Origin of the sequence: Streptomyces sp. NPDC002779, from assembly GCF_042888685.1 — a bacterium.
In the GTDB taxonomy this organism is placed as follows: Bacteria; Actinomycetota; Actinomycetes; order Streptomycetales; family Streptomycetaceae; genus Streptomyces.
Genome location: NZ_JBIAQC010000038.1, coordinates 1 through 19,388 on the forward strand (window position 1 = coordinate 1; position 19,388 = coordinate 19,388).

Annotated in this window: 19 protein-coding genes and 3 pseudogenes; 8 read left to right on the plus strand and 14 right to left on the minus strand. The window is 71.4% G+C overall.

Translation table 11 applies throughout. The features are described from left to right. Positions 1–286: 286 nt before the first annotated feature. Positions 287–988 carry a restriction endonuclease gene (locus tag ACFYW5_RS36655; RefSeq protein WP_389421497.1) on the minus strand — a complete coding sequence of 234 codons (702 nt, stop codon included), beginning with the start codon at positions 986–988 and terminating at the stop codon, positions 287–289. Between the two features lie 393 nt (positions 989–1,381). Here ACFYW5_RS36655 and ACFYW5_RS36660 point away from each other — a divergent pair, with 393 nt between their 5' ends. Continuing rightward, a complete protein-coding gene (locus tag ACFYW5_RS36660) occupies positions 1,382–1,801 on the plus strand; it encodes a hypothetical protein (RefSeq protein ID WP_389421480.1) in 420 nt (139 codons plus the stop codon). Between the two features lie 52 nt (positions 1,802–1,853). On the opposite strand, the gene ACFYW5_RS36665 is transcribed toward ACFYW5_RS36660, so the two are convergent. From ACFYW5_RS36665 to ACFYW5_RS36675, 3 genes and pseudogenes are all read right to left on the minus strand, one after another. Further along, the gene (locus tag ACFYW5_RS36665) at positions 1,854–3,206 is read right to left on the minus strand and encodes an alpha-lytic protease prodomain-containing protein (protein ID WP_389421481.1); all 1,353 of its coding nucleotides are present in this window, start codon (positions 3,204–3,206) and stop codon (positions 1,854–1,856) included. 132 nt (positions 3,207–3,338) lie between these two features. Further along, positions 3,339–4,289: a LysR substrate-binding domain-containing protein gene (locus ACFYW5_RS36670; protein WP_389421482.1), complete on the minus strand. Its 951-nt coding sequence runs from the start codon at positions 4,287–4,289 to the stop codon at positions 3,339–3,341. A 233-nt stretch (positions 4,290–4,522) separates the two neighbouring features. Then, positions 4,523–4,839, minus strand: a pseudogene (locus ACFYW5_RS36675) (transposase); the annotation flags it as partial. 65 nt (positions 4,840–4,904) lie between these two features. On the opposite strand from ACFYW5_RS36675, the gene ACFYW5_RS36680 reads away from it, so the two are divergent. Further along, entirely contained in the window at positions 4,905–5,096 is a 192-nt protein-coding gene (locus tag ACFYW5_RS36680) for a hypothetical protein (protein WP_389421483.1), read from the plus strand. A 380-nt stretch (positions 5,097–5,476) separates the two neighbouring features. On the opposite strand, the gene ACFYW5_RS36685 is transcribed toward ACFYW5_RS36680, so the two are convergent. Then, positions 5,477–7,795 carry an Ig-like domain-containing protein gene (locus ACFYW5_RS36685; protein ID WP_389421484.1) on the minus strand — a complete coding sequence of 773 codons (2,319 nt, stop codon included), beginning with the start codon at positions 7,793–7,795 and terminating at the stop codon, positions 5,477–5,479. Positions 7,796–8,130: 335 nt separating this feature from the next. Here ACFYW5_RS36685 and ACFYW5_RS36690 point away from each other — a divergent pair. Next, a pseudogene (locus ACFYW5_RS36690) lies at positions 8,131–8,455 on the plus strand (transposase family protein); the annotation flags it as partial. Between the two features lie 167 nt (positions 8,456–8,622). On the opposite strand, the gene ACFYW5_RS36695 reads toward ACFYW5_RS36690, so the two are convergent. Genes ACFYW5_RS36695 through ACFYW5_RS36715 form a run of 5 tightly spaced genes read right to left on the minus strand, consistent with a single transcriptional unit; the run spans position 8,623 to position 13,849 of the window. After that, positions 8,623–9,483 carry an STM4011 family radical SAM protein gene (locus ACFYW5_RS36695; RefSeq protein ID WP_389421485.1) on the minus strand — a complete coding sequence of 287 codons (861 nt, stop codon included), beginning with the start codon at positions 9,481–9,483 and terminating at the stop codon, positions 8,623–8,625. A gap of 10 nt (positions 9,484–9,493) precedes the next feature. Further along, the gene (locus ACFYW5_RS36700) at positions 9,494–10,861 is read right to left on the minus strand and encodes an STM4012 family radical SAM protein (protein WP_389421486.1); all 1,368 of its coding nucleotides are present in this window, start codon (positions 10,859–10,861) and stop codon (positions 9,494–9,496) included. Beyond that, a complete protein-coding gene (locus tag ACFYW5_RS36705; protein ID WP_389421498.1) occupies positions 10,858–11,673 on the minus strand; it encodes an STM4013/SEN3800 family hydrolase in 816 nt (271 codons plus the stop codon). Before ACFYW5_RS36705 ends, ACFYW5_RS36700 begins: the two co-directional genes overlap by 4 nt. Before the next feature lie 11 nt (positions 11,674–11,684). After that, positions 11,685–12,878: an STM4014 family protein gene (locus tag ACFYW5_RS36710; protein ID WP_389421487.1), complete on the minus strand. Its 1,194-nt coding sequence runs from the start codon at positions 12,876–12,878 to the stop codon at positions 11,685–11,687. A gap of 11 nt (positions 12,879–12,889) precedes the next feature. Next, positions 12,890–13,849, minus strand: coding sequence for an STM4015 family protein (locus ACFYW5_RS36715; protein WP_389421488.1), 960 nt, complete (start codon positions 13,847–13,849; stop codon positions 12,890–12,892). A 215-nt stretch (positions 13,850–14,064) separates the two neighbouring features. Here ACFYW5_RS36715 and ACFYW5_RS36720 point away from each other — a divergent pair, with 215 nt between their 5' ends. Further along, a complete protein-coding gene (locus tag ACFYW5_RS36720) occupies positions 14,065–14,391 on the plus strand; it encodes a hypothetical protein (protein ID WP_389421489.1) in 327 nt (108 codons plus the stop codon). Positions 14,392–14,432: 41 nt separating this feature from the next. Beyond that, positions 14,433–15,467 (plus strand): DUF6745 domain-containing protein, encoded by a 1,035-nt coding sequence (locus ACFYW5_RS36725; RefSeq protein ID WP_389421490.1) that lies wholly within the window; start codon positions 14,433–14,435, stop codon positions 15,465–15,467. Positions 15,468–15,475: 8 nt separating this feature from the next. Here the strand turns inward: ACFYW5_RS36725 and ACFYW5_RS36730 are convergent, their stop codons facing one another. Together ACFYW5_RS36730 and ACFYW5_RS36735 are read right to left on the minus strand one after the other, a co-directional pair. Continuing rightward, complete coding sequence (locus ACFYW5_RS36730; protein ID WP_389421491.1) at positions 15,476–15,667, minus strand: hypothetical protein; 192 nt, start codon at positions 15,665–15,667, stop codon at positions 15,476–15,478. A 446-nt stretch (positions 15,668–16,113) separates the two neighbouring features. Next, positions 16,114–16,371: a zinc-ribbon domain-containing protein gene (locus ACFYW5_RS36735; protein WP_389421492.1), complete on the minus strand. Its 258-nt coding sequence runs from the start codon at positions 16,369–16,371 to the stop codon at positions 16,114–16,116. Positions 16,372–16,598: 227 nt separating this feature from the next. On the opposite strand from ACFYW5_RS36735, the gene ACFYW5_RS36740 reads away from it, so the two are divergent. The 3 genes and pseudogenes from ACFYW5_RS36740 to ACFYW5_RS36750 form a co-directional block, all read left to right on the plus strand. Next, positions 16,599–17,210: a hypothetical protein gene (locus ACFYW5_RS36740; RefSeq protein WP_389421493.1), complete on the plus strand. Its 612-nt coding sequence runs from the start codon at positions 16,599–16,601 to the stop codon at positions 17,208–17,210. Positions 17,211–17,988: 778 nt separating this feature from the next. Beyond that, a complete protein-coding gene (locus ACFYW5_RS36745; RefSeq protein ID WP_389421494.1) occupies positions 17,989–18,378 on the plus strand; it encodes an ankyrin repeat domain-containing protein in 390 nt (129 codons plus the stop codon). After that, positions 18,375–18,576, plus strand: a pseudogene (locus ACFYW5_RS36750) (DEAD/DEAH box helicase family protein); the annotation flags it as partial. The gene ACFYW5_RS36745 and the pseudogene ACFYW5_RS36750, both read left to right, overlap by 4 nt. A gap of 29 nt (positions 18,577–18,605) precedes the next feature. Here ACFYW5_RS36750 and ACFYW5_RS36755 read toward each other — a convergent pair. Beyond that, positions 18,606–18,791, minus strand: coding sequence for a hypothetical protein (locus ACFYW5_RS36755; protein WP_389421495.1), 186 nt, complete (start codon positions 18,789–18,791; stop codon positions 18,606–18,608). Further along, a complete protein-coding gene (locus ACFYW5_RS36760) occupies positions 18,788–19,078 on the minus strand; it encodes a hypothetical protein (protein ID WP_389421496.1) in 291 nt (96 codons plus the stop codon). The genes ACFYW5_RS36755 and ACFYW5_RS36760 overlap by 4 nt, the downstream gene beginning before the upstream one ends. Positions 19,079–19,388 lie beyond the last annotated feature (310 nt).

The window sequence follows — 19,388 nt, forward strand, 5'->3', positions numbered from 1 at the left end:
GAGCTGCAGACACTCCTTGCTCTCTGGGCCGGCGCCTGCCCCACCTGCCACCGCGACATACCCACACCGCTACGAACCTGACCAAGCCCTACTAGCCGTCGGTTATCTGCTCCTTCGTCAGCTCGAACCGCTCCGGGCGAGCGGCCGACGTCGCGCCGGATGATGGTGCCCGCCCGGCGCGTGGTGACATGCAAGACCGGGTTGCCGTCCGCATCCACACTGTGGAGCAGGATTTACCGGCGCACGCCCTGGCTGCGCCGGGTCCCGCCCACCGGCGTGCTGCAGCTCAGCGAAGCTGTGGAGGCTTTTGGGGCGGTGGAACAGCCGGAAGGATCTCCCACAGCGGTCGCCTGCCCCGAGCCCATTGCTCCAAGATCTGCCGGTCGACCAGGTGCAGGCGCTGCTGCCGGGCGAAGTCGCGGGCAGGCCCGGAGATCCTTCCGTTGGTCACCATCACGACGACGTCGCCGCCGTGCACCGGCCGGCCTGTGCCGTTGAGCGTCTGCAGATCCGGAGTCCCTACAGCCGAGCCGTCCAGCCCTTTCCTGCGGTGCTTGCACTGGATCACCCACAGCCGGCCGAGCGGATCGTGCCCCTTCACGTCGGCACCCAGGTCACCCCGGCCGCCACAGCGCAGCGCGTCGCGGGAACCGTCCCGGGCCAGCAGGTCCCGTACAGCGTTCTCGAAGGCGCTGTGATGCATCGCGTCCAGCTGGCCGAGCGAGTAGGTCAGGCCCTCCACCCGCAGCTGCGCGGACCGCATCTGGTCAACCTGGCGATAGATCCAGCCCGCAAGGGCAAGGAGCGCCAGCAGGCCGAGTACGATCAGGACCCACCAGTGCGCCCAGACCCATTGTCCGACCTCGACCAGCACCAACCCGACGACCACGAGCCCGCCCAGCGCGATGAGGAGATCATCGTCGCTCTTGCGCCGCCGCCGACGCGGGCTGCCGGCTGCGGGTGGCTGCCTGGGGCAAGCGGGTGATATGGGCGTTGCTCATGGGGATGCGAGTCGTTTAGCACGACATGATCAAGAAGATTGCGTGTGCCTCCGTCATGGCCGTTGCTCTTTTGACGGCTGCCCCTGCCGCCCAGGCCGCGGCTACTCCCGCCCCGTCTACTGCAACACCTGGTGCTGAACTTCTCAACGCCGTTGCCGGCTCGCTGGCCGTGGGGCACCCGGCTACGTCCCTCTCGACGCTGCTTCCGTCGGGCATCCTCGGCGGGTGAGGTAGCGCCTGCACCGTGGCACGACGAAGCAGTCGTGGCCGAGGAGAGAGGAACAGGTGATGATCGTCCTGCCGAGACTGCTCGCTCAGTTGCTCACCGAGGTCGGTGAGTGTCGGGGCGCCGAGCTTTCCCTCGTTTCGTTGAGCTTGTCGTGGAGCCGCTGTCCGACGGCCTGTGTTCGGTGTGCGGGGAGTACGTGACCGCCACCCGTCAGGCGCTCCGGCTCGGCCGGGCGAACGACCGGCCGCTCCGCGCCCACGACGCTTTCGTCGAGGAGGCGTGGAGGGACCCCGGCCATTTCGACGACAGGAGCCTTTTGGACTCCGCAGTCCGGCTGGCCTGCCAGGACATGTTGATCGAGGCCGGGGTCTGCAACCGGGCCGGGCGCGTCCCCGTGACGCCGCAGTACATCGCGAAGACAGCCCCGTCCTTCGTCGCCCGGCGGCACTCCGAGCGGGCCCGGGAGGGCAAGGACATCCGGGAAGTGAACCGGCGGGCCCGTTGGAAGGAGGCGCGCTGGCAGGTACAACGGGTGATCGCCACCGAGCCCGCGCCGCCCGGGAACGGGTGAGCCCGGGCGCGCGTCAGGGCGCACCCGAGCTCGGCTCCCCCCGGTCAGGCGGTCACGCCCGCTGCCACAGCGCCGGGACGTTCGGGGGCTCCCACCCCGTCTGGGCCTGGTGGTTCTGGAGGCAGCGGTAAGTGACGCCGCCGTAGGTCACCGTGGCGCCGGCCTGGTAGACCGTGCCAGCCGCCCAGGTGCCGCCGCCGGGCTCCCCGGGCTCGCCGGGACCGCTCGTCGTGGTCTTCAGGGTGAGGCCGTACGACTGGAGGATCGGGTTGAGCGGCTGGAAGTACGTGGTCCCGCCGCTCCTGCAGTTGCCCGAGCCGCCCGAGGTGACGCCCTGGGCCTGGCTGCCGGAGATGTAGGAGCCGCCGGAGTCGCCCGGCTCGGCGCACACGCTGGTGCGGGTGACTCCGGAGATGGTGCCCTCCGGGTAGGTGACGCTGGTGTTGAGCTGCTGGATCGTGCCGCAGTGCCAGCCCGTGGTGGACCCGGAGCGGCAGACGGAGGAGCCCACCGCTGCCTGGGTCGAACCGGCGACCTGGACGCTGGATCCGGCGACGTTCGGGGTCGCCGTCCAGTTGGAGTTGGCCGCCACCCACGCCATGTCGTTGCCGGGGAAGACCGATGCCTGGAAGGTGCCCTGCGCCACTCGGTTGAAGCCGGTGGTGCTGTTCCCGGTCCGGCCGCAGTGGCCCGCCGTGGCGAAGCCCTGCGTGGTGCCCTTGGTGACGGCGAAGCCGATCGAGCAGCGCGAGCCGCCGTTGATGTAGTACGCGTCGCCGCCCCGCAGGTCGTACAGCGGACGCGGCTGGGCGGTCGACCGTTCGATGCGGGCGAGGGAGCTGTCCACCCCGGCCGCCGCGAGCAGGGCGCGTCCGGCGGCCGGACGTACCGCCTCCACCACGAGCGCGTTGGTGCGCACGTCGACGTACCAGACGGGGGTGTCGGTGGTGGCCCGGTGTGCCGCCGCCCGGTCCATGCGGGCCTTGGCCGCGTCCAGGTCGGCGAGGGAGTGGCGCACGACGGACGCGGTCGCGCCCCGCGCCTCGATCGCCCGGACGTCGGAGGCGTCCGTTGTCGCCACGGTCAGGGTGGCCGACTCCGCGCCGCGCACCCAGGCGCCCGCGAAGTCGTCGCCGAGCGCCAGGCGCAGCCGGCCGGCGGTGGCGCCCGCCTCGGCCTCGTTCGCGAGGCGGGTCCGGGCCTGCCCGGAGTCGATGCCGAAGTCCCGTTGCATGGCGTGGAGGAGTGCGGACGGGACCTCGGCGGCCCTGGAGGTGGGCGCCGCGGTGGCGGGGGGTTCGGTGCCCGCGCTCGCGGAGCCGCTGAGCCCGGCCACGAGCAGCGCGCCGGCCGCCACCGCGGCGGCGCCCGCGGCCCGGGCCAATCTGGTGGGTCGTTGGAGCATGGGGAGGTCTCCTCGGAGTCGGTTTCGGTGGGGCGGAGCGTGCCGAAACCGTAGGGAGGACCGTCCGGGGGGCGTAAGACGTCAGTCGACCCCCTGCCCCGGTGTTATGGAACGCGGGCGCCCGGCCGCCGGTCAGGGCCGGCCGGACCGTTCGGCCAGCCAGTCCGTGTATGTGGCGCTGCGGGCCGCCGTACCCGCGTGGGCGGTGCGGGCCTGGGTCAGGACCGTCGCCGCGGTGCCGGGCTGCTGGGTCGCCGGGTGCCAGCCCAGCAGGTGGCGCCAGACCAGGGGGGTGCCGGTCAGGGGGCGGGTGGCGATGCCGGGCGTGGTGGGGAAGGAGGCCCGGCACAGGCCGACCGCCCGGCCGACCTGCACTAGGTGGACGACGGAGGAGGTGTCCGTCTCGTACATGCGGCGCGGGCTGAAGCCGGCGCGGGCGCAGGCGGCGGTGAAGCACTCGGCGAAGCAGCCGTCACCGGGGACACAGGCCCACTCCTCGTCGGCCAGGGCGGCCAGGCCGATCTCCGGCCCGTAGGCGAGGGGGTGTCCGTCGGCGAGCATGACGAAGACCGGATCCACCGCGATCTCCTGCCACACGAGGTGCCCGGCGCCGGGTGGACTGGCGGAACCGCAGGTGCCGGTAAGGGCGAAGTCGAGGAGCCCTTCGGCCAGTTGCTCGGCCAGCTCCCGCTCGGACCAGGAGGCACGAGTGGTGACGGTGGCGCCCGGGGCGGCCTCGGCGAGCCGGTCGACCAGCGCGCCGAGGAGCGGGCCGTGCGTGCCGCCGAGCCGCAACCGCTCCGGCTCCTGTCGGGCCCGCGCGAACCGGGTCGCCTCCCGTTGCAGCTCGGAGACGGCGGGCAGGACGACCCGGGCGCGCTCCAGCACCAGTTCGCCGAGCGGGGTGGCGCGCACGCCGTGCCGCCCCCGCTCGAACAGGGCTCCGCCCAGGGCCCGTTCGATGCGCTTGAGCTGCGCGCTCAGGGCGGGCTGGGCGAGCCCGAGCGCGGTGGCCGCCCGGGTGAGGCTGCCCGCCTCGGCGATCGTGCGGATGGTCCTCAGATGCCGCAACTCCAGCTCCATACAGGGAGCTTGCTCGGCGGGCGAAGCAGGGGCAAGAGGCTGGTATGGACCAGTTGCGGGCATCCGGTTCGCTCGGTACGTTGTGCCACCGAACAGGCCCGCGCCTGCCATGGCGGACGGACGATGCGCAGAACCACGTCCTGCCGGGAACGCCGGGCTACTGACACGGACATTGGCGGGACATCCGCCCGCGGCACCACCCAACGCTAGACACCGCCATCGCACCCCATACACAGGATCTCCTCGTCGACCCGCATACCCGCGGCGTCGTGATGGGCGCGGGCGACCGTGGAGTCCACGCTGACCAAGGACAAGTCCGTCTGTCCGCGCCTGGCCGCCTCGGCGATCATCCCTTCCAGCAGCGCCTGGAAGACACCCACGTCACGCCATCGGAGGAAGCGGTCGTAAACGGTCTGCCAGACCCCGAACTCCGGCGGCATCTGCCGCCACTGGGCACCCGAGCGGAACTTCTAGATCACGCCGTCGAACTGCTTTCGCAGAGGCTCGGATACGGGCCGGACCTGCCTTTCGGCAGGAACGGGCCGATCAACTCCCACTCAGCGCGGACTGGGCTGGCAGGGCGCCAAGCACGGCGGCTGAGACTTCAGCCGCCGCATGTACGACGGACCACAGAATAAGGAGGACGGCAAGGCGCTGGGCCGCTTCTACCTGTACAACCGCATCATCGAGAGTGATGCGCGGCGCCGGCTTTCGGATGGACCGCACTGTCCGCGTTGGCTGATGCTGTTCTGGGCGGCGACGGCCGGTGAGTCCGCTTGTCCCATTGCTTCGCACCTGTGTGGCTGATCTACGACGCCATGGAGCGGGATGGGGATTTCTGCCGCATCTGGGAGGTGGGGGCGGTGTGGCTGCCGCTGTCGCAGCAAAAATGACGGGGCGTCGTGGTTTGTCGGTCTGAGCCTGTCCAGGGCGTCCGGGGTGGGCCTGCCCACCGGGCCGCTGCGAGAACTGGTGGTGTCCGGTGTGGGGGGGGTGCCGGATTTCGGTTCCCCGCTTGGGGCAACCGTCCAGCCCAGCGTTCAGCCGCCTCTCGGTGCAACCCCTCCGGGGCGAGCGCGGCGGGGCTGGTCGTCAGACCGCGGGGCAAGGCATCCTTCCTCTTTCACACCTGCTCCGGGCGAAGGGTGCGCTCCCCGGCGCGAAGGCCGGGGACCGCACCCTTCGCGTCAGCCCATGCTCGCGCGCGGCCTCAGCAGGGTGATCCGGGAGGCGCCGAGCTCGGTCACGTACAGGTTGCCGGTGGCGGTGTCCTCGGTGACATCCAGCGGCTGCTGGAAGCCGGTGAACCCGGTGATGCCCCGCGTCGGCGCGGAGAGCCTGCCCTGCGCGTCGGCGCCGAAGACCTCGATGTCCTGGCCGCTGCTGTAGCGGACCACGAGGAGACTGCCGCGCAGCGCACCCCCGAAGGCACCGCCCCGGTACTCGACGACGCCGTTCGCGGAGGCGTGCAGGCCCGCGTCGTACATGCCCGCGAGGTCGAGGTTGCGGTCGGGGAGGGTGCCCACCGGGTAGTCGGCGGTCTCGAACGGGTCGGTGCCGGACGTCGGGTTGCCGCCCGCCAGCACCCATTCGCAGCGGGCCGGGTTCGGATGGCCGTAGTAGCGGCCCCGCTCGACGTCGAAGACGTAGTCCGTCTCGGCGGCGCGGTTCGAGGTGATCGCCGGGACGGGCGGTCCGGTGTACGTGCCGTGCGCGGCCGCGTCGATCCGGCGCGCGCAGGAGCCGGGCAGCGGCGACGGCGTGGCGGGGGTGTTGCCCCCGGCGGCCGAGCCGTTGGTCGGGGTGTACAGGTGCCCGTTGCTGTGCCACACGAGGTCGAAGGCGTTACGCACGCCGGTGGCGTACAGCGTCAGCGGGGCGCCGGGGGCGTAGGGGTCGTAGGCGCCGGGGCTCTCGGTCCGCACGTCGAGCGGCAGCGCGGCGGGGAGCTTCGCCGGATCGAGGCGCAGGATGGCGGCGCTGAGCAGGCGTTCGGGCCGGTTGGCCCAGACCGGGTCAGGGGCGCCCATGGCGTTGTTGGCTCCCTGACTCACGTAGAGGGCGCCGTCCGGGCCGAACGCGAGGGAGTTGGTCTCGTGGTCCTTCACCGACCGCGGCAGGCGGCTGACGACCTCGGTGTACACGGACAGGTCGGGGCCGCTGAGGCGGCCGATAGCGCTGGACCAGTCCGGCTCGGCGGGGGTACCGCCCGGATACATGGTGTTGGAGGAGATCCACAGCACGGGGGCGCTCGCCGTCGAGGCCGGGTCGAAGGCCATGCCGATGACGGTGCGGGCCGGCGCGCCCGGCAGGCCGCGCGCGGCGGCGTCGTCCCGGACGGTGGTGATCGCCCGGCCGTCGGTGAGGGTGCCGCCGGCGGCGATGGCGTACCGCATGATGTAGCCGTCGAGGGTGGCCGCGTACAGCCTGCCGTCCGGTCCCTTCACCACGGAGGTGAAGCTCCGGCCGGAGGCCACGCCGGTGACTTTGTCGAACGCGACGGTGCCGCCGCCCGTTTCCGCTCCGGTGGTGAACACCGACTGCCAGGGGAGGAAGCTTCGGCCGTTCAGGTCCTTGACGCCGCCGGTGACGGCGAACCGGTAGCGGGTGTGCGGCTTCAGCCCGGCGGTGGGTGACAGGTTGACGACGTCCCCGCCGCCACTGGTGACGACGCGGGCGGCGACGGGGGTGCCGGTCGCGGCCTCGGTGAGCGTGACGGTGGAGGAGGTGAGCGTGGCGGCGTCGACGCCGCCGCCGACGAGGCGGAGGTCCGCGACGACACTGCCGGTGGGCGGGGCGCCCGTCGCGGTGTTGGCAGGGGTCACGGCACGCACGGCGGGACGGGTGGCGGCGTCGGCGACCGGCACGATCGCCAGATGCGTGATCTTGGTGTTGGTGCCGGTCACGGGGCTGACGGTGAGCCGTCCGTCGGTCACCGTGGGCGTGACGGTGCGGGTCGCGTACCGGGTGGCGGTGGTGGGGACGAAGCCGTCGACCGCGTTCTGGTCCTCGGCCTGGAGGGCGTGGACGCTGTTGGTGTGGGCGGCGTCCCCGACCGTGACGGTGACGGAGTAGGTGCCGTCTGGGACCGCTATCTCCCACCGGCCGGGGGTGGTCACCCCGGCGGAACCAGCGGGCAGTTGCATGTGCATGAGGGTGGCCCGCAGCCGGTCGGGCTCGGCTGATCCCCGGTCACGGCCGTTGCCGATGAGGTCGAGCGGTGTGGCGGCGTCGGTCCGCGTCCAGCCGTAGGTGAGGCCGGTGCCCTGGTGCGGGCCGGTGCGGGCGCCGTACGCCTGCCCGTAGTCGAGCAGGTGGCCGGTGACCGGCACGGTGGCCGCCGTACCGAAGTCGACACGCGCGGTGAACGCGGTGTCGGCCCGCGCCGGTGCGGGCGCCGCCCCCAGCGCCACGGCGAGACTCGCAAGGACCGCCGAGAGCGCCGCGAGGCGCGGCCGGTGACCGGTCGACGACCGTAGGCGTCTTCGGGTACGTATCGTGGTCATGATCTCCCCCTCCGTCTTGCCAAGGACATGGCAAGGCATCCTGCCCGCCGACGCGGACACCCAAGCGGCACCGCCGTCCCGTGCCGCTCCTGAGGGTTGTGGGCTGCGGCTGGTGTCCACCGGCCGCAGCCGGTGGTTGCGGGCGGCCACCACGGCGAAACTCCCGCCAGCCAGCGGGTGGTTTGGTCGCCACCCCCTTCCGCCGGGAGCTTCATCGCTGCGTACTGCCTGGGCACTCCACCTGGGAGGCCGTGTCGTGAGAAAAGGCAAGCGCCGAACAATGAGGTTGCGGGGTTGTGCCGTAGCCGGTGGGGCGGTTGGTGCGTTGGGAGGGCATGGGTGGGGTGATCTCAGCAGATGATCCGAAGTGGATCGAGCCGTTTGCGAGTCTGACCGAGGTGCAGTTTGCGAGGCTGGTGGCAGGCGACGTACTGGCGCACGAACCTCACGTTGCGGCAGGTGGCGCCGTTGTTCGGAGTCTCGAAGTCCGCGGCCAACCGTATCTTGGACCATCTCGCACCGCTGCCGGCCGTCTCGCCCGCGCGTCGGCCGCGCAAGGACACCGTCTACATCGTCGGTGGCACCCTGGTGCCCACCCGCGACCGCACCATCGCCGCGTCCAGCAAGAACTACCGGTACTCGACGAACCTGCAGGTCGTGGCCGGAGGAGCTCATGCTGTGGGACTGGCAGGCTACGTACTTCGAGGCTGAGCACGACCAGGCGTTCTTACTGGCGCACAGCATCTCGCAGTGATGGTACGAAGGTTACCTGTGCGGGTCTGTGCCGCATGGCCACGATTGTTCGCCCGGGCTGGCGGGACGGAGCCCTACCTGCCCTTCCGTGGCACGGCTGCCGGGATTCTCTCCAGCACGCCGCCTGCGAAGACGTCGTACAGCGGCAGAGTCTCCAGGTGAACGTAGCCGATGTGGCAGTCGCACACGGCCAGCGGACACGGGCGCGGGCGCAGGGCGGCTCGGTAGGTGCCGTCGTACAGGTTGCCGAGCTCGGCGCTGACGAAGTGGCAGCGACGCACGGTGCCTTCGCCATCGACGGAGATCACGGACTCGCCGGTGCGGCAGGGCAGTCCGGCGCTGGTATGCGGGGTGCGGCTGTAGGGGAACAGCGGGTCCAGCGCGGTCCACTCCTCGGCCTCGGCGTCCCGGTAGGTGTGCCCTTCCGCAGCGTTGATCCACAGGTAGACGTGGTCGGGGAGGTCGTCGCGCAGACGGCGGGCGGCCGGGAGGTGGTCGGGCAGGCCGACCACGCCGACGCTGTAACGGACGCCGCGTTCGGCGAGGTCGCGGCACTTGGCGAGGAACCGGTCGTAGGGCGTCTGGCCCGGGTGGTAGGTGCACCACAGGGCGAGCGTGTCGCGGTCGGCCGTGTCGAGCCAGTCGGTGCGGCAGCTCAGGTTGGTCTGGATCGCGACGCGCCGGATGTGCGGCAGGTGCGACAGGTCGGCGAGGGTGTCGCGGTACCAGGAGCGGACCAGACCCTCTCCCCACGGGGTGAACAGCAGGGAGAGGTGGTCCCCTCTCTGCCGGGTGGCCCAGTCGGCGAAACGGCGCAGGGCGGCCCGGTCGGCGCGGAGCTGGGAGGTGGAGTCCCGCCGCTTGGCGAACGGGCAGTAGGGGCAGTCGTAGTCGCAGGAGGCGAGCGGGCCCCGGTACAGGACGGTCAGATCCATGACGGGCCGCTCACTTGCGCTCGTAGGCGGCCATGGCGGCGCGCACGGCGGGAGAGAACAGCAGCGGTCCGACGGCGTCGGAATGCGCGAGTCCCTCGGGGGTCAGTCGCAGGCGGGTGGCGGTAAGGTCCGCCAGCCAGCCCTGTGCGGCGAGGCCGTCGAGTTCGGCACCGAAGTCGTCGCCGGGCTCGGCGCCGAACCGGGCCCGGTAGTCGCCGGTGTCCAGGCCGTCCGCCTGGAGGAGGGACTGCAGCAGATGCCGGCGGCGTGCCTCGGGGCCGTCGACGCGGTAACCCACCGCTGGGTGGCCGAAGTCGGTGGTGGCGACGTAGTCGTCGATGATCCCGCGGATTTCGTGCATGCCCACGGCGTAGTCGAACGAGTAGTGCAGCGCGGACGTGTACGAGCGGGCCCCGCAACCGAGGCCGATCATGCCGTCCGTCTGGCAGGCGTAGTCGTCCGCGCCCTGGGGCGGCGCGTCGGCCCGGCGGAACATCCGCATCGACTGCTGGACGTACCCCTGGGCCAGCAGATGGTCGCGGCCCGCGCAGTACAGGCGCAGCCGCTGCTCGTCCCACGCGAGGTCGGGGCCGCCCGCGTCCGGGCGGTGGCGGTTCAGGCCGGTCAGGGGACGGATGTAAAGCGGGTAGAGGTACAGCTCCTCGGGCCGCCAGGCGAGCGCCGCGTCCAGCGAGCGCAGCCAGGTCCGCTCGGTCTGGCCGTCGATGCCGTAGATGAGGTCGATGTTCAGCACCGGGACGGCCGTGTCGCGGATGCGGCCGAGCGCGGCCTCGACGTCCGCGCGCCGCTGCGGGCGTACGGCGGCCCGCGCCTCGGAATCGACGAAACTCTGCACGCCCAGGCTCAGCCGCGTCGTGCCGCGCTCCGCCAGGACGGCGAGCCGGTCGGCGGTGGCCGTGGCGGGCGAGGCTTCCACCGACAGCGGAACGGCGCGCAGATCGGCGGCCATCCCGTGCTCGGCGATGTCGCAGAGCCGCTCCAGCTCCCGCGCAGTGAGGAACGTGGGGGTGCCGCCGCCGAACGCCGCCGTGGCGAACCGGATGCCGTCGCCGAGGGCCTCGCGTACCGCCCCGGCCTGCCGCTCCAGCGCGTCCAGGTAGGCGCCGGTCAGGCCGTCGGGGGCGCCGATGCGGGTGAAGAGGTTGCAGAACCCGCAGCGCACCTCGCAGAACGGGATGTGCAGGTAGAGCGAGAGCGCGCTCTTGTCCTCCGTCGCCCACACGTCGCTCAGCGCTGGTCGGTCGTCCAGCGGACGGTAGGCGGTCTTATGCGGGTAGGCGTACACGTAGTGCTGGTACGGACTCGTCGAAGGGGCCGCGGAACTCGTTGCGGCGGGGGTCGTCAGGCTGGTGCTCATCGGATGGCCTCGGCGGGGTCGAGGAAGAAGTGGGCGTAGGGCACGGTCCACACGGACTCGTGCCCCAGGCGGTGGCCGGTGTAGCCGTCGTCGCCGTAGGCGGTGCCGTGGTCGGAGCAGACGATCGCGAAGCAACGCCGCCGGGAACGCATGGCGTCGAAGAGGCGGCCGATGTGCCGGTCGACGTACTCCAGGGCCGCGGCGTGGGTGGCGCGGGTGTCGCCCGCCTCGCGGGTGGCGCCGGGCAGATGGAACCAGTTCGGCTGGTGCAGCGCGGACACGTTCACGAAGAGGAACAGCCGCTGCTCGGCGGGAAGTCCGGCGACGATCCGCTCGGCGCGGTCGACCTGCCTCTCGAAGGACCGGGGCGAGGTGACGCCGAACTCCGGCTCCCAGTGGGACTCCTGGAACAGGCCCGGCAGCACCGAGCCGAGCGGGCCCTGCTTGTTGAAGAAGCCCACGCCGCCGATGCACGCCGTGCGGTAGCCGGCCTTCGCCAGCCCGCCGACGAGGTCGGGCGTGTCGTAGACAAACGTGCCGTCCGCGGTGGTCTCACTGCCCGCGAACGTCGCCGCGAACAGCCGGGGGTGCGGACCCGGAGCGGCCGGAGTGGGCAGGAAACCGGCGAAGATCGCCTGGTGGGAGGCGTAGGTGAAACTGCCCGGCGCGTGCCGCTTCTCCCAGCGGCCGCCGGGCAGCCGGCTCGCCAGATGCGGGATGCGGCCCGCGGCCGCCAGCTCCTCGGCCACGTCGTGGCGCAGGGTGTCCAGGGTGACGAGGAGGATGTCGTGATCGCCGACGACGTCGTTCATGTCAGGCTCGGTCATGCGGTGTTCCTGTTCGATACGAGTACGGGTGCGGCTGGGGTGTCGCACAGCGGCCGGGCCGGGGTGCGCAGCGCGCCGAGCCAGGTGCCCTGGGGCCGGGCTCGGGCACGCAGGACCGCCGCCACCTGCGCGCCGTAGGTGTCCAGCCCCTCGGCGCCACTGCCCGGCAGGCCGGTCAGACCCGGCAGCAGGTCGCCGAAGGCGTTGACCTCGCCGACGAACGACCGGCGCCAGCCGACGGCAGGCAGCAGGTCCACGCCGACACACAAGGTGCTCGGGAAGCAGGCGGCGGCCCGCTCGCACACCGCCAGGACCTCGGACCAGCTCCCGCCCGCCGCCGTGACGGCATCACGGGCCGCGTCAAGATCACCGCGGCGGCCGCCCAGATGGAGGTTGGTCAACGGCGTACGGCTGGTGCGCACGACGGCGTGGGTCGCCCGCCCGCCCACCACGACCACCCGCAGATCCGCGGCCCGGCCCTCCTGGGACGCCTTGGGCACCCACCGTTCCAGGTGCAGCCCGTCGGGCGCGAGGGCGTCCACGACAGCCGCGACGTCCCGCTCCCGCTCGTAGCGGCGCACCTTCAGGGAGTTGTGCAACCGGCCGTCCGCGGTCAGCTCGACGGAGGTCGTCGCCCTGATCCGCCCGCCGCCCGCCTCCACGGCGAGGACCCCGGACGCCGACGAACCATGGGCGGGCTTGACGAAAAGCCGTGACATCCGGTGCTCGCGCATCAGCGCCCGTACGTCGTCCCAGCCGCGCACCGGCGCGCCCTCCGGCCCAGAGGTCGGGGAGGAGGGCACGGGTACCCCCGCCGCGTCCAGTACGGCGTGGCAGCGACGCTTGTCGAACAGCACGGCCAGCTCGCCCGGATCGTCCAGCCGCACCCCGCCGCGCAGTCCGCGCAACGCGGCCGTGAACCCGGCGTACCAGCGCGCCGAACCCTCCACCCGGGTGGGCTCGAGGGCGCCCCGCAGCATGCGGTCCACCTCGGGCGCCTCACCGGGAGAGTCGACCCGCACGTACTCCTCGGGCGCGAAGTCCGCTCCCCCCGCGCCGAGGACGTCCGCCCACGGCACCACCCGTGGACCGGGCAGGCCAGCGGCGCGCACCGCGTCGGCGAACAGCGACACCCGCCGGTTGCCGGGGTTTCCGACCACCGCGAAGCGCACACCGTCCGCAGGATCCACGCCGCCCCCGCTCACTCGCCCACGGCGACGTAGCGCCAGACCGTGCCGTCGTCCTCGGTGTCCTCCTCCGCGTCGTCCCGGTCGAGGTCCACCTCCACGCCGGCCGCCTCCAGCGTCTGGCGCACCCGCTCCTCGACCGCCTGGCTGAGGTAGTGGTGGTGCAGGTCCAGCTTCTTCAGGTGGGACAGCGGCTGCCCGCTCAGCAGTGCCACGGCACCCTCGTCGGTCAACACGCCCATGGACAGGTCCAGCACCTCAAGACGTGCCACGACCGGCGCGGCTGCGACGGCCGCGGCCACCGCGTCCTGCATCTCGCTGTTGCGCAGCGCCAGGTGACGCAGGTTCGGCAGCCGTGCGCCGGACAGCAGCGGCTCCAGGTCGGCGGCCTCGCTGTCGCCGCCGTAGTCGGGGGTGCCCAGCCACAGGTCGAGGTGGACCAAGGCGGGCAGGTCACTCGCGCCGATCCCCCGCACCACCCGGGCGGGCAGACCACCGCTCTCCACCACCAGCCGGCGCAGCCCCTCGTGGCGCAGCGCGTCGAACCCCAGACCCGAACCGCCGCGCACCCCGAACTCCTCCAACCCGGGGAAGCCGGCCAGCAGCGGGGTGACGTCGGTCTGGTTGATCCAGGAGATCTCGCACTCCTCCATCACCAGGTCGCCCAGGAACAGCGCGCGCAGCGCGGGCAGCCGGTCCCGGGCGGCGAGCAGCGCCTTGATGACCTCGGAGGAGTCACTGTCGTATGCCTCCTCCCAAGCGCCGACGATCAGCGCACGCACCCGGGTGGTGTCGACGGCCTCGCAGAAACGGGCGAAGGCCGCCGGCCACTCCTCATCGGCGTCGTACACGTCGGCGGCGATCCGCCAGGCGACGGACTCCGGCCCGGGCAGCTTGTCCGTCGGGGCGTCCGGGCCGGGAAAGGCGTACGCGGGCAGCCGATACAGCTCTTGCAGGTGGTCACCGATGGTCATGCGGCTGCTCCCGAGGCGAAAGAGGCGTGCGGTCCGTGATGCCGCAGGCGAAAGAGGCGTGCGGTCCGTGATGCCGCAGTTCTACCAACCGCCACTGACAGCGCCACACGGAGGGCCCGCTTCGTGGGCCGGAGGCGGGGGCGTTGTCAGTGGCGGCCTCTACGGTCGTGGTCATGAGGCCGGTGCGCGGTGCACCCGGCGGTGAGGGGACAGCCATGTACCGGCAGGGAGACGTGCTGATCGTGCCCGTGGAGGAGAGCGCGGTACCGGACCACGTGGCGCACGCGCCCAGGGAGCGGCGTGACGCACGCGGCCGGCTGGTGCTGGCGCTCGGCGAGGTGACCGGGCACGCCCACGCGGTCGTGGGACCGGGCGAGTTGATGCGTGAGCCCGGACCGTTCGGTCCGCTGCTGCTACACCTTCCGCAGGGCGGCCGGGTGGTGCACGAGGAGCACGCGGCGATCGCGCTGCCCGTCGGCTGGTACCGGGTGATCAGACAGCGGGAGTACGTGCCGGGCTCGGTCCGCATCGTCGCCGACTGACGCCGGCTGACGTGGAACAGCGCAACCTCATGGAGGGGCAGATGACGACCATCGAGACCGACGGCGGCACCGACGGGCTGGGCGCCTGGCGCGCCCGCGCCACGGCCACCGTCCCCGCCGACCGGGCCCGCGCCGAACAGGCCGTACGGCGCGCCTACCGGCAGGCCGGACTGGCCGAACCGGAGACCGTGCTGTGGGCGGACTCTCCGCGCGCGGCCGTGACCCTGATCCGGCAGCTCACCAACCGCGGCCCCAGCGTCCGCGAGGAGGTCCGCAGCGCCCCCTGGGCACGAGAACGCCGCCGCCTGCACGACGAGTTGGGGGCCGAGGGCTGGTCCGCGCACTGGGCGGCGACCGGCGGACGGCTGTGGGAGTCCACCCAGGCCCTGGTGGACCGGATCAGAGCCGGAGTGCTCCAGGACCTGGTCGGACGGGACACCGGCAAGGAGGCCGCCGAGGTGCGGGTGCTGCTCCTGGACGCGGTGCTCGGCCAGCACGACGCACCCTGGCTGGCCGCGTTCCCCGCCGACGACGGCCCGCTCGGCGCACTGACCGAGGTGTGCGCCAGCGCGGGCTGGTGGTGGCCGTTCGCCCGTGTCGCGGTGGTGTCGGAACGCCCCGTGGAACTCCACCGCGACGAGGCCGGCCGACTCGACCACGGCGACGGCCCCGCCCTCGCCTACCCCGACGGCTTCGCCCTGCACGCCTGGCGCGGCATGCCGGTGCCGGCCGACTTCCTCGCCGAACTGCGCTCGCTGACCCCGAGCCGTATCCGCGAGGAGGAGAACGCGGAACTGCGGCGCGTGATGCTGGAGTACTACGGCTACGACCGCTACCTCACCGATTCCGGCGCCCGTCACCTCCACCAGGACGAGACGGGCACCCTGTGGCGGATCGAGCTGCCCGCGGACGAGCCGGTCGTCATGGTCGAGGTCCTCAACTCGACACCGGAGCCCGACGGGACCCGGCGCACCTACTGGCTCAGGGTGCCCCCGTCGACCCGGACCGCGAAGGAGGGTGTCGCCTGGACCTTCGGGATCGGGACGGAGTCGTACGCGCCGCTGAAGGAGACCTGAGGCGGCCCTCAGGAGCCGCCCCAGCTGAGGTCGGCCGTGCAGGACGCCGTGTCCGTACGCTCGGCCGTCACCGTGAGGCATGAGGCGTCGGAGGGCAGGTCCCCGCTCAGCGCCTGCTGCCGACTGCCCTCGGAGAGCGTCCCCTCCGTCACGGTCCCCCCGTCGACGGCGATGGACCAGCGGACCCGCGCAGCTCCCATGTGTATGTCACGGCCGCGGGATCGAACACGGTCCGTACCTTCTCGTCCGCGGGCACGCGCCATTGGTGTTCCGTGGTCTCGCACACGGCTTCCCCGCCGGACGACGCGCATTCGATGACCTCCTTCGGCTCGTCCCCCGACACGTAGGTGAGGGACAGGGGGAGATACGCCACGACCGCGCCCACCATGAGGGCGACGGTTGCCATTCGGCGATCCCGAAGACCAGGAAGAGGTCAGATCGCGGCGCAGCCCAGGGCCGGGCAGGGGAGCAATATTGGCGGTGGCGCGGTCGGCGTCACGCACAGCGCATCGACTAATGGATCCCGGCACGGACGTGACCATCCGGTCGTGCCCTGTCCCGGAGGTCTGACCACATCGCAGCGTGGCCAGACCGCTCTCCACCTTGATCACACGCCTTCTCCGGTGCTGTGAGGTCGCGTGCACGCTCATGCCTTCAGCAGGCGTTGCGGCCTCTGCGTGACCGAGGGCAGCAATGGCAGACCATCCCTTTGCTCCGGTTTGCCGCGGAATTTTTCGGCAGCATGTCCCCGCGTGCAAAGCCACCACAGCTCTTTGCCGGAGCCAGCGGTGACCTGCGTCGGAGTGAGTTTGCCGTTTCGGTGCGGATGCCATTGCTCGGCGATGCGGGGGAACTGTGCTGCGAGCGATCTGGCTCCGTGGTCCCGAGCGCGCAGTGCGTTCACGGCACAGTCTGCTTCGTCCCGGGCGACGAGCCGACCGCCGGCGATGTACGTCGCGGCCTCTGCTCTCGCGGCGGCCGCGGAGAGGAACCCCGCTTCCACTTCGGGCCCTTCCGAATCCGGCCCGTAGACCGCTTTACCTACGCGAGGTAGGCCGGTGCCGGGGGGCCAGTCAAGCCCCAAAAGGGGCAGTGGTATTTGATCAACCTACTGGCTCGGGTGGGGAAGAGATGAGACGGGTAATGACGGTCTGCGTGCTGGCGGTGTGCGCGGTGTCCTGTCGCGGTATGGAGGAGGCGGCGCCGACGCCGTCCCCCTCGGCCACGACCTCTTCCTGCGCAGGGCAGGGGGCCATCCGCTGGACCGGCTACACCTCGGAACACACCCTGATCGCCGTCTCCCCTGTGGTGGAGGTCGCCGAGGACGACGGGCCGGTCGCCTTCCCCCTCCTCCACGTACGCGAAGTCGTGCCACGGCTCGACGCGAGCGAACCCGTACCCGCGGAGCGGATCTTCAAATCCCTGGAGAAGCGGGAAGGCCAGGACCTCGCCCGGCCCGGTACGACCTCCGCCGCGCAGGAGAGGCAGGGCTTCCAGGACGTCGACCATGACGGAGCCGGACAGTTCGCCTCGGCCCTCGCGGTCCGCCGTATCGAGGCGGACTTCACCTTCGACTGCGTCGGAACCACAAAGGTCCACGGCCATGTGACGACCTGGCACAGCGGCGGCGGGGCCTCGCTTCAGCGCGGCTACACCAGGGGCTCGTCGCAGTGGTCGCGCTGGACCCGGCAGGCCTACGACCTGGCCTGCGGCGGAGCTGCTTCGTCACGCTCGACGGCGTGAGCGGAGTCGCTGCCTGGGCCTGCGGTCAGGAGGCGCTGGCGCGTCGCCGCGTGGACCGTCATCGTGGCCGGACCCATCTCTTTGACCCTCGTCCGTCACCACCACCCCGAGCACCGTCCAGGCTGCCACCCCTTACCCTCATGTCCCCGGCGCGCACCATGGTGGTGGCCGCGGACCCGGCCGGCGATGCGCAGTTGTTCGTTGGCGCATGGTGCGGTCGGTGGAACGGTGGCGCCGGGCCTGGCGTGGACGAAGGCCGACCCAGGCGGGGCGAGGCTCACGACGGCCAACCTGACCGCGGCGACGCCCATGAGGCCGACCTGCCGCGGGGCGACGCTCGAACCGTTACGGCCCGCTGAGCGGGCCTGACCTGGCTATGAGGACGGCTCTCGGCTGGCTTCCTTACGCCGCGCTGCCTGGTTGGCGGCTATGAGGCAGATCCACACAAGGACCAGGACGGCCGCCACGGCGATGCGCACCGCATTGTCGCCATCGATCACTCTCCACACCAGCAGGGCGATACTCAGGCACAGCATCGGCCAGTACAACCGCGGCCCCCACCGGTTACCTGGCCTCGTCCATGACGGCGGAACACGGGAATCCGGACGTTGCTTCATATGCTCCTCCCTTGCCTGGTCGCCTTGCCGCCAACTACCGCCAATACACATGCGGCCAGTGACTCAGGGAACGCGGGGCCCGCCACTCGGGCGAGGAGAGTGGACTGAGCGGGCGTCAAAGCTGGCGGGTTCAACATCATCGACACGTGCGGAGATTTCAGATGCCTGATCAGGACCAGTGGATGGGTCCGGCTGTCGAGAGATGGACGCCTGTACATCAGGCCGTGGAAATGGGCGAATACGAGGCGCTCACCGTCCTGTTGGATGCCGGATCGGATCCTGACGAGGTCTGTTTTGGTCACACGCTGCTTACCCATGCCATCGAGGGCGAAGGAGACAGCCATCTTCAGTCGGGTCATCGGCTGAACACGGCGGCTACCGCGATCCTGCTGGCGTACGGGGCTGATCCTCGGTTGCCGGCCCCGGGTGGCAGCACACCCTTGCAGGTTGCGCGCTCCTACAACCATGAGCCGGCCGAGCGGCTCCTCGTGCGCTGGCTGGCACGTGAGGAAGAGGCTGGGAGCGGCGGGGAAGGCGAGGGGCGGTCGTGAAGCTGCGGGATCACCAGGTCGAGGCTGTTGACGCCATCGTGCGGGGTCTGGATGTGCCGTCGGGTGGTATCCCCGCACAGGGCCTGCGCGGACAGGTCCATGCGGCGTGTGGGACGGGGAAGACCCTCATGGCCGCGGCCACGGCCGCGGCCACGGCGGATGGTGCCCCATGGGCGGGTGTTGGTCCTGATGCCGTCTCCCTGCGGCGGACAGTCACTCAGTTTTCTTCAACGGCCGTCGCACGGGTCGTCGCCCACAGGCATCGGCTTGGTGTCGGCCGCCAGGCAGGAGGAGTACACCCGCGGCGGAGTGGGCTGCGGCTCCGGTTCCGTCGCGGCGCTCACGGCGATGATCGCCACGGCACCGGCACAGATCAGCCCCGCTGTAGCGGCGAGCCCTGTACGGCGGCTCACCGGTCGCCGCTGAAGTGGTCGAGAATGTCATCGCTGCAGTCGTCCGGGCCGCCCCGGGTTCGCGAGAAGGCCAGCACGCCGTCCTCGTTGCCTTCCACCTTGGCCTTGGCCAACTGCGCCTCGATGTCCGCGATGTACTCGGCGCACTCGGCGCTGACGGGCTTCTCGGGCTGCGGGTCAGGCACCGGAAAGGCGTTCAGTGCGGCGGTGGCAGCGATACCGGCCACGCACAGCACCACCCACGCAGCAACCCACGTGCGGCGGCTCATCCTTAACGGCTTGGGCATTCGGGCATCCTACGAGCTTCGCAGCGGGCTGTCGCCAGGTCACACCGGGCCTCTTCCAGATTCCTGGAGACGAGAGCGGCGCAGCCGCGGGATCCCCTGCTTCTGGGGCTCGGGGCGCTCATCCCGGCCGAGGCCGTCGCCTCGAGCCTTAGGGCTCGTGAAGAACCAACACGTTGGTTCTTCACGAGCCCTAACTACCAACTACCGAGATCAGAGTGCGACACGAAGTCGCTCCAAGTAAGTGAGGACAGCCATGTGAAGGAGGAATCGATCGGCTGAACTTCGGGCCAGTGTCCAGGGCCCGTCCCCG

Excerpts from the sequence above, each read along its gene's own strand:
- ACFYW5_RS36705 (WP_389421498.1), bottom strand. The coding sequence starts at position 11,673 with ATGAACGACGTCGTCGGCGATCACGACATCCTCCTCGTCACCCTGGAC.
- ACFYW5_RS36700 (WP_389421486.1), bottom strand. The coding sequence starts at position 10,861 with ATGAGCACCAGCCTGACGACCCCCGCCGCAACGAGTTCCGCGGCCCCT.
- ACFYW5_RS36680 (WP_389421483.1), top strand. The coding sequence starts at position 4,905 with ATGTACGACGGACCACAGAATAAGGAGGACGGCAAGGCGCTGGGCCGC.
- ACFYW5_RS36670 (WP_389421482.1), bottom strand. The coding sequence starts at position 4,289 with ATGGAGCTGGAGTTGCGGCATCTGAGGACCATCCGCACGATCGCCGAG.
- ACFYW5_RS36730 (WP_389421491.1), bottom strand. The coding sequence starts at position 15,667 with ATGGGAGCTGCGCGGGTCCGCTGGTCCATCGCCGTCGACGGGGGGACC.
- ACFYW5_RS36720 (WP_389421489.1), top strand. The coding sequence starts at position 14,065 with ATGTACCGGCAGGGAGACGTGCTGATCGTGCCCGTGGAGGAGAGCGCG.
- ACFYW5_RS36725 (WP_389421490.1), top strand. The coding sequence starts at position 14,433 with ATGACGACCATCGAGACCGACGGCGGCACCGACGGGCTGGGCGCCTGG.
- ACFYW5_RS36665 (WP_389421481.1), bottom strand. The coding sequence starts at position 3,206 with ATGCTCCAACGACCCACCAGATTGGCCCGGGCCGCGGGCGCCGCCGCG.
- ACFYW5_RS36715 (WP_389421488.1), bottom strand. The coding sequence starts at position 13,849 with ATGACCATCGGTGACCACCTGCAAGAGCTGTATCGGCTGCCCGCGTAC.
- ACFYW5_RS36745 (WP_389421494.1), top strand. The coding sequence starts at position 17,989 with ATGCCTGATCAGGACCAGTGGATGGGTCCGGCTGTCGAGAGATGGACG.
- ACFYW5_RS36695 (WP_389421485.1), bottom strand. The coding sequence starts at position 9,483 with ATGGATCTGACCGTCCTGTACCGGGGCCCGCTCGCCTCCTGCGACTAC.
- ACFYW5_RS36760 (WP_389421496.1), bottom strand. The coding sequence starts at position 19,078 with ATGCCCAAGCCGTTAAGGATGAGCCGCCGCACGTGGGTTGCTGCGTGG.
- ACFYW5_RS36740 (WP_389421493.1), top strand. The coding sequence starts at position 16,599 with ATGAGACGGGTAATGACGGTCTGCGTGCTGGCGGTGTGCGCGGTGTCC.
- ACFYW5_RS36685 (WP_389421484.1), bottom strand. The coding sequence starts at position 7,795 with ATGACCACGATACGTACCCGAAGACGCCTACGGTCGTCGACCGGTCAC.